The organism is Staphylococcus pasteuri, assembly GCF_030547725.1.
In the GTDB taxonomy this organism is placed as follows: Bacteria; Bacillota; Bacilli; order Staphylococcales; family Staphylococcaceae; genus Staphylococcus; species Staphylococcus pasteuri.
On the sequence record NZ_JAUOQO010000558.1, the window covers coordinates 1 to 256 of the forward strand.

A 256-nucleotide genomic window follows, 5' to 3' on the forward strand; every position below is an offset into this window, starting at 1 on the left:
GAACTGGGAAGATATTTTACCGCCACCAAAAGGTGCTGGTAAATTTAACTATCTAACAGCGGTGACTGAAGTAGAAAAAGAGTTAGTCTCTATTCTTGATGTAGAGAAAATTCTTGATGAAATCTCGCCCGTTGATACTACAGTGAGTAAAGAAATTGTTGAAGAAGCCGCAGCCAACGTTCGAATAGATAAAAAAGTACTGGTGGTTGACGATTCGTCAGTGGCCCGTAACCAGGTAAAACGTGCGGTAACATCT

1 protein-coding gene is annotated in these 256 nt (G+C 41.0%); it reads left to right on the forward strand.

Going from position 1 to position 256, the window contains the following annotated elements; all coding sequences use genetic code 11:
• Positions 1–256: hypothetical protein (locus Q4528_RS14710; RefSeq protein WP_303522405.1), on the forward strand; the 256-nt coding region annotated here is incomplete at both ends.